This window comes from Guyparkeria sp. SB14A, assembly GCF_005096345.1.
Taxonomy (GTDB): domain Bacteria; phylum Pseudomonadota; class Gammaproteobacteria; order Halothiobacillales; family Halothiobacillaceae; genus Guyparkeria; species Guyparkeria hydrothermalis.
In genome coordinates this window covers 1-9,924 of record NZ_SWAW01000041.1, presented here as the reverse complement: position 1 = coordinate 9,924, position 9,924 = coordinate 1, and the positions used below count along the sequence as shown (strand labels likewise).

Here is a 9,924-nt window from a genome sequence, read left to right as displayed (position 1 = left end):
CACGACCGATGGCGCCGCGACGCCCGAGGCGCGGCCGGTGAAACGAGCGAGGCGGCCTCCGAACCGGCCGAGTCGCGTCCGCCGGCGCTCGTGCTGCGTGCCACCCGTGCCGACAGCTGGGTCGAGGTGCGCGACGGCAACGGCGAGCGGCTGATGTACGACGTCCTGGCCGCCGGCGAGGAGCGCGCGTTCGCCGAGGCGACCGGCCCGTTCTCGTTGGTCCTCGGTCAGCCCGAGGGGCTGGAGGTCGAATACCAGGGCGAGCCGGTGGAGCTGGGTGAACCGAGCGGTGCCACCGGCGTGCTGCGAACCACCGTGGGGAATTCATGAGCTTTCAACCGGTTCCGGTGACGCGTCGCCTGTCCCGTCGGATCCAGGTCGGGTCCGTGGGCGTGGGGGGCGATGCGCCCATCTCCGTCCAGTCGATGACCAACACCGACACCTGCGACGTCGAGGCGACGGTCGCCCAGATCGAGCGCCTGGCCGCCGCCGGCGCCGACCTCGTGCGGGTCTCGGTGCCCAACATGGATGCCGCCGAGGCCTTCGGCAAGATCAAGCAACGGGTCTCCATCCCGTTGATCACCGACATCCACTTCGACTACCGCATCGCCCTGCGCGTCGCGGATCTGGGTGCCGATTGCCTGCGCATCAACCCGGGCAATATCGGTCGCGAGGACCGCGTGCGCCAGGTGATCGATTCGGCGCGTGATCACGGCATCCCGCTGCGCATCGGCGTCAATGCCGGGTCGCTGGAAAAGGACCTGCAGCAGAAGTACGGCGAGCCCACGCCCGACGCGCTGGTCGAATCGGCCCTGCGCCACATCGATATCCTCGACCGGCTCGATTACCCCGAATTCAAGGTTTCGCTCAAGGCATCGGATGTCTGGATGACCCTGGGCGCGTATCGCAAGCTGGCCTCCCAGATCGAGCAGCCACTGCATCTCGGCATCACCGAGGCGGGCGGCCCGCGCGCCGGGGCGGTCAAGTCGGCCGTGGGTCTCGGCATGCTGCTGGCCGAGGGGATCGGCGACACCCTGCGCGTGTCGCTGGCCGCCGATCCGGTCGAGGAGGTCAAGGTCGGCTGGGACATCCTCAAGTCGCTGAAGCTCCGCAGCCGTGGCGTCAACCTGATCGCCTGCCCGTCCTGCGCTCGCCAGGAGTTCGACGTGATCAAGACCGTCAACGCCCTGGAAGAGCGCATCGAGGACATCGACCTGCCCATGGACGTCGCCGTGATCGGTTGCGTGGTCAACGGCCCCGGCGAGGCCCGCGAGGCGTCCATCGGCCTGACCGGCGGCCAGCCCAATCTCCTCTACGTCGACGGCAAGCCCTCGCGCAAGCTCACCGAAGAGGAGCTGGTCGACCAGATCGAACACACCATCCGCGAGCGCGTCGCCCGGGACAAGGCCGCCCATGAGGCCGCCCACGACTCCAGCGACGACCGATAACCTGATCCCACGATGAGCAAGACGCCCAAGAGCATCCGGGGCATGCACGACGTGCTGCCCGACGACACTCCCGCCTGGCAGCGACTGGAGACGGCACTGCGCGAGACCGCTGCCGCCTACGGCTACGAAGAGATCCGCATGCCGATCGTCGAGCAGACCGCGCTGTTCGCCCGGTCGATCGGCGAGGTGACCGACATCGTCGAGAAGGAGATGTACACCTTCGACGACCGCAACGGCGACTCGCTCACCCTGCGTCCCGAGGGCACGGCCGGTTGCGTGCGCGCCTGCCTGCAGCACGGCATCATCCACAACCAGCAGCGTCGCCTCTGGTATACCGGGCCGATGTTCCGCCACGAGCGCCCGCAGAAAGGCCGCTACCGCCAGTTCCACCAGTTCGGCGTCGAGACCTTCGGCGTGGCCGGACCAGAGCTGGAAATCGAGCTGATCCAGATGGCCGCCTCGCTGTGGCAGCGCCTCGGTATCGAGGACGTGCGCCTCGAGATCAATACCCTCGGCCAGCCGGAGGCCCGGGCCCGCCACCGCGAGGTGCTGATCGAGTATCTCGAGGGTCATGCCGATCAGCTCGACGAGGAGGCGCGCCGGCGCCTGCACGAGAACCCGCTGCGGGTGCTCGACAGCAAGAATCCCGAGATCCAGCCGATCCTCGAAGCCGCGCCGAAACTGGCCGACTACCTCGACGAGGAATCGGCCGCCGACTTCGCCAAGACCCGCGAACTGCTCGACGCACTGGGCATCCCCTACCGCGTCAATCCGCGGCTGGTGCGCGGTCTCGACTACTACAACAAGCTGGTGTTCGAGTGGGTCACCGAGTCGCTCGGCGCCCAGGGCACCATCTGCGCGGGTGGCCGCTATGACGGCCTGGTCGAGCAGCTCGGCGGCCGCGCGACGCCGGCGGCGGGGTTTGCCATCGGTATCGAGCGGTTGCTCTCGCTGGCCGACACGCCGACGGACACGGGCCGGGCGGACGTCTACGTGATCGTGCCGGAAACCGGTCGCCAGGGCGCGGCCCTGCGCCTGGCCGACCGCCTGCGCCGCACCTTGGCCGGCCAGCGGGTGCAGTGTAATCTCGACGGCGGCGGCCTCAAGGCGCAGTTCAAGCGCGCCGACCGCAGCGGTGCCGGCACCGCCGTGATTATCGAGGACGAGGCCGGCGAGCGGGTCTCGGTCAAGCCGCTGCGCGGCGAGGGCGAGCAGCAGACGGTCGCCGCTAGCGACCTCGACACGCTGCTGGCCGCCAACCAACACGCATAACGACACACTTCGGGAACCCCTATGGTCGCCTCAGACGAAGAACAGATTGAACGCATCCGCGACTGGTGGTCGGAGCACGGCAAGACGGTGATCGCCGGCGTCGTGCTCGGTGTCGCCGGCCTGATCGGCTGGCAGGGCTGGCAGGGCTGGCAGGACAACCGCGTGGCCTCGGCGGCCGCCGCGTTCGCCAACCTCGAGCAGATAGCAGCCGCGGGCGAAGGCGACGTGGTCGAGCGCGCCCGCGACGTGGCCACCAGCCACGACGGCACCAGCTACACCGTGCTGGCCTGGCTGATCGGTGCCGGCGCCGCGGTCGACAACAACGACCTCGAGACGGCCGTCTCCTACCTGGAACGTGCCCGCGCCAGCGCCGAGCGCGCCCAGCTCGTGGCCACCGTCGACCTGCGGCTGGCGCGTGTCCTCTGGGCCCAGGGCGAGCACGACGCTGCCCTCGAGCGCCTGGCCGAGCCGCCGGCTGGTTTCGACGGGCTGTTCGCCGAGCTGCGCGGCGACATCCTCGCCGAGCGTGGTGACCTGGTCGCCGCCCGCGAGGCCTACGAGACCGCGGTCGAATCCGACGCGGCCAACGGCCTGCTGCAGATGAAGCTCGACAGCCTGCCGGCCAACGCGGAGGAGGCGTCATGATGACCACGCAACCCCATCGTTGGACCCTGCCGCTCGTGGCCGGTCTGGCCGTCGCACTGGCCGGCTGCTCGGCCCCGCGTGAGCTGGTCAAGCCCACGCCGCTCGAGGAAATCGACAACCAGCAGCCGCCCAAGGTGGTCTGGGATGCCTCGTCCGGCGGCGATCAGGAAAACCACCTGACGGCCATCGCGCCGGTCGAGGACGAGGGGCGTGTCTTCGTCGCCGGTCCGGACGGCGACGTGTTTGCCTACGACCTCGAGTCGGGCAAGCGGCTGTGGTCTGCCGAGCTCGACGCCGACCTGAGCGTCGGCGGCGGTGCCGGCGAAGGGATCGTCGTCTTCGGCAGCGAGGATGGCCGCGTGTTTGCCCTGGCCGCGGACAGCGGCGAACGTCGCTGGGACACCTCGATCCGCAGCTCCGTCGATGCCGCCCCGTCGGTCGGTTTCGGTGACGTGGCCGTGCGTGGTCGCGACGGCACGCTGCACGTGCTGGACGCCGAGAGCGGCGAGGTCCGGTGGCGTCAGTCGAAGGCCCCGCCGGCCCTGACCCTGCAGGGGCAGGGGCGCGTCCTGATGTTCCCCGACGCGCTGGCCGCCGGTTTCGACGACGGCACGCTGGCGGTCTTCGCCCGCGAGGACGGTCGCGAACTGTGGAGCCAGGCGGTCGCCCTGCCGACCGGGCGCACCGACGTCGATCGCATGGTCGACGTCGACGCCACCCCGGTGTTCGCCGATGGCGTGTTCTACGCCGCGACCTACCAGGGCAAGCTGGCCGCGCTGGCGGCCCAGGGCGGACGCGAGCTGTGGTCGCGCGACTTCTCCAACACCAACAACATCGCGGCCGGCGGACGCGCGCTCTACCTGAGCGACGCCGACGGCGTGATCTGGGCGATCGACCGGCGCAGCGGCGATGCCCTGTGGCGCCAGTCCGACCTCAAGCACCGTGGCCTGACCGGGCCGGCCCTGATCAACGGCTACCTGATCGTCGGCGATCGCGAAGGCTACGTGCACGTGCTCTCGACCACCAGCGGCGCGCTGGTCGGCCGGGCCGACTGGGGCGACCCGCTGGTCGACCCGATCCAGCAGGTCGACGGCCGAGGTCTCGCGGTCTCCCGCGACGGCGAGCTGCGGGTGTTCACGCTTGACTGATCCCGCTACCGCCGGCCGTTTTCCCTTGAGTCTATCGACGCGATGAAACCCGTTATTGCCCTGGTCGGCCGCCCCAACGTGGGCAAGTCGACCCTGTTCAACCAGCTCACCCGCTCCCGCGACGCGCTGGTGGCCGACTACGCCGGCCTGACACGCGACCGCCAGTATGGCGCGGCGCACCACGAGGGGCGTGACTGGCTGGTCATCGACACGGGTGGTCTGACCGGCGAGCGCGGCGGGATCGAGGCCCTGATGCAGGACCAGGCCTGGCTGGCCATGGAAGAGGCCGACCTGGTCGCCTTCCTGGTCGACGGCCGCGCGGGCCTGACCGCCGCCGACGAGCAGATCGCCGCCGAGTTGCGCCGGGCGGGCAAGCCGGTGCTCCTGGTGGTCAACAAGACCGACGGCGTCGACGAGCACGAGGTCCAGGCCGAGTTCTGGGCGCTGGGCATGGGCGAGCCCGAATACATCGCCGCCAGCCACGGGCGTGGCATCGGTGGGTTGTGGGAACGCCTCGAGGCGATGCTGCCGCCGGAACTGACCGAGGAACCCGCCGAGGAACCGGAAGACCAGGGCATCACCGTGGCCCTGGTCGGGCGGCCCAACGTGGGCAAGTCCACCCTGACCAACCGCCTGCTGGGCGAGTCGCGCGTGCTCGCTTTCGACGAGCCCGGCACCACCCGCGACTCGATCAAGATTCCCTTCGAGCGCGACGGCAAGCCCTACACGCTGATCGACACGGCCGGGGTGCGGCGCAAGTCGCGCGTCGGCGAGGCGATCGAGAAGTTCAGCATCGTCAAGACCCTGCAGGCGATCGACGCGGCCAACGTGGTGATCCTGGTGCTGGATGCGCATACCGGCATCACCGAGCAGGACCAGCATCTGCTCGGCTTCATCAACGAGCGTGGCCGGGCGCTGGTGATCGCGGTCAACAAGTGGGACGGGCTCGAGTCCGACGTGCGCGAGCGGGTGAGCACCGAGATCGAGCGCAAGCTCGGTTTCATCAACTACGCCGAGATCCACCGCATCTCCGCGCTGCACGGCACCGGCGTTGGCCACCTGTTCGAGAGCGTCGACCAGGCCTATGAGGCGGCGATGCGTTCGATCTCGACCAACGCCCTGACCCGCACCCTGAGCGCGGCGGTCGAGCAGCATCAGCCGCCGCTGATCCATGGTCGGCGCATCCGCCTGCGCTATGCCCACCAGGGCGGCAGCAACCCGCCGATCATCGTGATCCACGGCAAGCAGACCAAGCGCCTGCCGGGGCATTACCACCGCTACCTCGAGTCCTACTTCCGCCGCGAGCACGACCTGATGGGTACGCCCATCCGGATCGAGTTCCGCACCGATTCGAACCCTTACGAGGGCAAGATCGACCGGCGCACCCCGCTGCAGAAGGTCAAGCAGAAGAAGGCCGAGGCCCGTCGTCGCTCCAAGGGTCGCGAGCCGCGCAAGGGCTGAGTGCGGCGTGGCCCCGCAGGGGCTGCTCCGTCAATAGCCCCGATCCCGTCGAGGTTGGCTGCCAGATCGGCGTGGGACACGCGCCTGCGGCGCGTTTCGCTTGCAAGGCAAGCTCCCACAGTGGGGTGCTGCCAACCGCTTGCTGGGAGCCCATTGTGGGAGCGCGCCCCGCGCGCGAAGGCCGCCCCAGCGGCCGTCCCGGCCTGAACCCATGCCACGGCATGGCAGGCTGAGCTTCCAGCGCGTTCAGCCCTCTCGTCTGATCGCCTTCCCCTCGAACCCTTCCACCCACATCCGGGTCGCGCCGCACACGCCCACCGGCATGGCGAGGAAGTTCGCCACCGGCACCATGGTCATGAGCGTCATCAGGCTGCCGAACCCGAGCGTTAGCGCGGGGCGTTCGCGCAGACGGCGGCGTTGTTCGGCGAACGACAGGCCGTGGTTGCCGGCCGGGTTGTCGACGTACTCGAGACTCATCATCCAGGCCGAGAAGAGGAACCAGGCGAACGGCGCCAGCAGGTTCAGGCCGGGGATGAACCACAGGATCACCAGCGGGATGGCCCAGGCGGCGAGATAGAGCAGCCGGCCGACCTCGCCGGCCACGGCGCCGACCGCCCCGGTAATCATGCCCTGGTCGTCCCCGGCAGGAGGCTGGCCGGTCAGGTGGGTCTCGACCCGGGCGGCGAGCACCGCGTTGAACGGCGCGGCGATCAGGTTGGCCACCAGGGTGAAGGTAAAGAAGGTCGCCAGCAGCAGGCCGAGCACCACGATCGGCATGAGCAGCCAGTAGAGGAAGTCCAGCCAGTCCGGCAGCAGGCCCTCGACCCAGTCACCCGCCAAGCTCAAGAGCAGCCAGCCGGCCAGTCCGAACAGCAGGGTGTTGATCAACAGCGGAATCAGGGTGAAGCGGCGCAGGCCCGGTTGCCACATCAGGCGCCAACCGGCCAGCCAGTAACCCACCCCGCCCATCTCGCGCGCCGCTCGTGTCAGGGGTGTCGTCATCTGCCCGCTCCCTTCGTTTCCATGGCCACCGCCGCCAGGCGCGCGGCGCCCACGGCCGCCTCGGTGTGTGCCGCCAGCGTCACCGGCACGCCCAGGGCCCGTTCTCGGATGCGGGCGAACACCGGGTTGTGCGCCCCGCCGCCGGAGGAGAGCACCCGCCGCACGGTCGTGCCACCCAGCGCGGCGAAGCGCCGATAGCCCAGTGCCTCGATCCGGGCAATGCCGCGCAGCATCCCGGCAAGAAAGAGGGCCGGGTCGGCCGGGCGCGGTGTCAGGCGCGGCCCCATGGCCGGGGCGACCACCGGGAACCGCTCGCCGCGGCCGGCCAGCGGCCAGTAGCCGAGGGTGTCGGGTGCCTCGGGGTCGATCGACTCGCTCAGCCGGGCCAGCTCCTCGCTGTCGAAGAACGTGGCCAGCACGCGACCGCCGGTATTGGAGGCCCCCGAGACGGCGAAACGTTCGCCGAAGCGGTGGCTGTAGACCCCGCTGGCCGCATCGCTCACCGGGCGGGTGCTGATCAGTTTCAACGCCAGCGTCGAGCCCAGGCTGGTCACGCCGTCGCCTTCCTCGGTCGCCCCGCTGGCCCAGAGGGCGGCCATCGAGTCGGTGGTGCCGGCGGCCACGATGACGTTCGCCGCCAGGCCCCAGCGTTGGGCGAGGTCGGGTGTGACGGGCGCGATCGCGGTGCCCGGGCGATGCACCTCGGGCAGCCGGGCGCCGAATCGGTCGGCCAGCGGCGCCGGCCACCGTTCGGCCACCGCGTCGAAGCCCCACTTGAGCGCGTTGTTGCTGTCGCTGACGTGCCGTCCGGTCAGGCGCAGGACGAACCAGTCGGCCTGGCTGACCGGCCGCCCGAGCTGTCCACGCGCCTCGGCCAGGAGTCGCCAGCGGGCCAGGGCGGACAACTGGGCATCGGGGTCGATTTCGAGGGCCCGGAGGGCCGCGAGCTGATCGCCCCCCTGCGGGTCGTCGTACATCAAGGCGGGTCCCTCGGCGGTGCCGTCGTCCGCCACGGTCAGCACCGTGCCGGAGGTGCCGGCAAAGGCGATCGAGGCGATGTCGGCCAGTCGTCCCTGCCCGCCCAGCCGGCGCATCAGCTCATCGAAGGCCGCCCACCAGCCGGCGGGGGGCTGTTCGTGCCCGTCGCTGGCCGGCGGTGCCGGCCAACTCGCCTTCTCCAGCCACAGGCACTCGCCGTGGCCATTCAGGGCTGCCAGGCGCAGTCCCGAGGTGCCGACGTCGATACCCAGATGGCGGGCGGTCGTCATGGAATCAGGGCAGCTCGACCTTCGGCGCCGGCGCCCAGCCGTCCTGGCGGTGTTCGACCACCACGTTGGTCCAGATGCCGCCGCGCACGTTCCAGCGGCCGGTCAGGCGCAGGAAGCGCGGGTTGATCGCGGCGACGATGTCGTCGGCGATGCGGTTGGTCATCGCCTCGTGAAAGCCGCCTTCCTCGCGGAACGACCACATGTACATCTTCAGCGACTTGAGCTCGACGCACAGCTGGTCCGGGACGAAGTCGATCAGGATCGTGGCGAAGTCCGGCTGGCCGGTCTTGGGGCACAGGCAGGTGAACTCGGGCACCTCCATGTGGATGGTATAGTCCCGTTCCGGATGCGGGTTGGGGAAGGTTTCGAGTGTCTTGCTGGGTTGCGTCGACATGGATGACTGTCCTGCGGTATGTGACGAGGTTCTGTTGAATCGGGGGCGGAAGTATAAGTCCCCGATCCGGGCCTTGCCGACCGTCGCGGTCGATTACCGTTGCCACCCGTCGCGTGGGAGTGTGTCGATCCCATGCGCCTGACCCGCCTGTACCTGGCCGGCTTCAAGTCCTTCGCCTCGCCCACCGAGATCCGGCTGCCCGCGAACACGCTGGCGATCGTCGGACCGAACGGCTGCGGCAAATCCAACCTGATCGATGCCCTGCGCTGGGTGATGGGCGAATCGTCGGCCCGCCACCTGCGCGGCCAGGCCCTCGATGACCTGATCTTCGCCGGCAGCGGCGAGAGGGCCGCCGCCAGTCGGGCCGTGGTCGAACTGACGCTCGACAACCGCGAACGGCGCATCCACGGCCCCTTCGCCGCCTACAACGAACTCACCGTCCGGCGCAGCCTCGACCGCGACGGCCAGTCCCGCTACGAGATCAACAACACCCGCGTGCGCCGCCGCGACGTGGTCGACCTGTTCCTCGGCACCGGGGTGGGCGCGCGCTCCTACTCGGTGATCGAGCAGGGCCAGGTCAATCGCATCGTCGATGCCAAGCCCGACGAGCTGCGCGGCTACCTCGAGGAGGCCGCCGGCATCTCGGTCTACCGCGAGCGCCGCCGCGAGACCGCCAATCGCATCAGCCACACCGAGGAGAACCTCTCCCGACTCAACGACATCGCCGCCGAGCTTGAGCGCCAGGAGGCCACGCTCGCCCGTCAGGCGCGCGCCGCGAGGCGTTACCGCGAGCTTGCCGCCGTCCGTCGTCGCCGCCAGGTCGAGGCGGCCGCGGTCGCCCTGATCCAGGCCCGCGACGAGCGGGCCCGGCTCGACCGGATCGTCGCCGAGACGGGGCAGATCGAGACGACCTGCCAGCAACGGCTGGCCGCCGCCGAGGCCGCCCAGGACGAGGCCGAACGCGCCGTCCAGGCGGCCGCCGATCGGCTGGCCGAACTCTCGGCAGAGAAGTATCGACTCGCCAACGACCTCAACGCCGTCACCACCCGGCAGGCCGAGCTCGACGCGCGGCTCGAGGGGCTCGAACGCCAGACGCACCACGACCGGGAAACGGCCGAACGCCGCGAGGGCGAACGCCGCGAGGCCGAGACCCGTCGCGACCGCCTGATCGCCGAGCAGCGCGACACCCGCGCCTCGCTCGATGAACTGGCCGCCGCCCACGAGCGCGCCCGCGATGCCCGCGCGAATGCGGAGGCCGAACTTGACGCATTGCGCCGCGAGGCGAT

10 protein-coding genes are annotated in these 9,924 nt (G+C 70.0%); 7 read left to right on the top strand and 3 right to left on the bottom strand.

All coding sequences use genetic code 11. From position 1 onward, the window contains the following. The 6 genes from FAZ79_RS10630 to der all read left to right on the top strand — a co-directional run. The coding region (locus FAZ79_RS10630; protein ID WP_136867943.1) for a DUF4115 domain-containing protein at window positions 1-330 on the top strand (330 nt) is incomplete at its 5' end. Then, window positions 327-1,448, top strand: coding sequence for a flavodoxin-dependent (E)-4-hydroxy-3-methylbut-2-enyl-diphosphate synthase (ispG, locus tag FAZ79_RS10625; RefSeq protein ID WP_136867942.1), 1,122 nt, complete (start codon window positions 327-329; stop codon window positions 1,446-1,448). The genes FAZ79_RS10630 and ispG, both read left to right, overlap by 4 nt. Before the next feature lie 12 nt (window positions 1,449-1,460). Then, window positions 1,461-2,720 (top strand): histidine--tRNA ligase, encoded by a 1,260-nt coding sequence (gene hisS / locus FAZ79_RS10620; RefSeq protein WP_136867941.1) that lies wholly within the window; start codon window positions 1,461-1,463, stop codon window positions 2,718-2,720. A 21-nt stretch (window positions 2,721-2,741) separates the two neighbouring features. Further along, a complete protein-coding gene (locus FAZ79_RS10615; RefSeq protein ID WP_136867940.1) occupies window positions 2,742-3,365 on the top strand; it encodes a tetratricopeptide repeat protein in 624 nt (207 codons plus the stop codon). After that, complete coding sequence (bamB, locus tag FAZ79_RS10610) at window positions 3,365-4,513, top strand: outer membrane protein assembly factor BamB (RefSeq protein ID WP_169303683.1); 1,149 nt, start codon at window positions 3,365-3,367, stop codon at window positions 4,511-4,513. Before FAZ79_RS10615 ends, bamB begins: the two co-directional genes overlap by 1 nt. A gap of 42 nt (window positions 4,514-4,555) precedes the next feature. Further along, window positions 4,556-5,974 carry a ribosome biogenesis GTPase Der gene (gene der / locus FAZ79_RS10605; RefSeq protein WP_136867938.1) on the top strand — a complete coding sequence of 473 codons (1,419 nt, stop codon included), beginning with the start codon at window positions 4,556-4,558 and terminating at the stop codon, window positions 5,972-5,974. A 246-nt stretch (window positions 5,975-6,220) separates the two neighbouring features. On the opposite strand, the gene cysZ is transcribed toward der, so the two are convergent. Genes cysZ through queF form a run of 3 tightly spaced genes read right to left on the bottom strand, consistent with a single transcriptional unit; the run spans window position 6,221 to window position 8,638 of the window. Beyond that, window positions 6,221-6,976 (bottom strand): sulfate transporter CysZ, encoded by a 756-nt coding sequence (cysZ, locus tag FAZ79_RS10600; protein WP_247709544.1) that lies wholly within the window; start codon window positions 6,974-6,976, stop codon window positions 6,221-6,223. Further along, window positions 6,973-8,244, bottom strand: a complete 1,272-nt coding sequence (locus FAZ79_RS10595; protein WP_136867937.1) for an FGGY-family carbohydrate kinase — start codon at window positions 8,242-8,244, stop codon at window positions 6,973-6,975. The genes cysZ and FAZ79_RS10595 overlap by 4 nt, the downstream gene beginning before the upstream one ends. A 4-nt stretch (window positions 8,245-8,248) precedes the next feature. Further along, window positions 8,249-8,638, bottom strand: coding sequence for a preQ(1) synthase (gene queF / locus FAZ79_RS10590; protein ID WP_136867936.1), 390 nt, complete (start codon window positions 8,636-8,638; stop codon window positions 8,249-8,251). Window positions 8,639-8,770: 132 nt separating this feature from the next. On the opposite strand from queF, the gene FAZ79_RS10585 reads away from it, so the two are divergent. Continuing rightward, a partial coding sequence (locus FAZ79_RS10585; protein ID WP_169303682.1) for an AAA family ATPase occupies window positions 8,771-9,924 on the top strand: 1,154 nt, incomplete at its 3' end.

Coding starts and splice junctions, on each gene's coding strand:
- ispG (WP_136867942.1), top strand. CDS start 327: ATGAGCTTTCAACCGGTTCCGGTGACGCGTCGCCTGTCCCGTCGGATC.
- hisS (WP_136867941.1), top strand. CDS start 1,461: ATGAGCAAGACGCCCAAGAGCATCCGGGGCATGCACGACGTGCTGCCC.
- FAZ79_RS10615 (WP_136867940.1), top strand. CDS start 2,742: ATGGTCGCCTCAGACGAAGAACAGATTGAACGCATCCGCGACTGGTGG.
- bamB (WP_169303683.1), top strand. CDS start 3,365: ATGACCACGCAACCCCATCGTTGGACCCTGCCGCTCGTGGCCGGTCTG.
- der (WP_136867938.1), top strand. CDS start 4,556: ATGAAACCCGTTATTGCCCTGGTCGGCCGCCCCAACGTGGGCAAGTCG.
- cysZ (WP_247709544.1), bottom strand. CDS start 6,976: ATGACGACACCCCTGACACGAGCGGCGCGCGAGATGGGCGGGGTGGGT.
- FAZ79_RS10595 (WP_136867937.1), bottom strand. CDS start 8,244: ATGACGACCGCCCGCCATCTGGGTATCGACGTCGGCACCTCGGGACTG.
- queF (WP_136867936.1), bottom strand. CDS start 8,638: ATGTCGACGCAACCCAGCAAGACACTCGAAACCTTCCCCAACCCGCAT.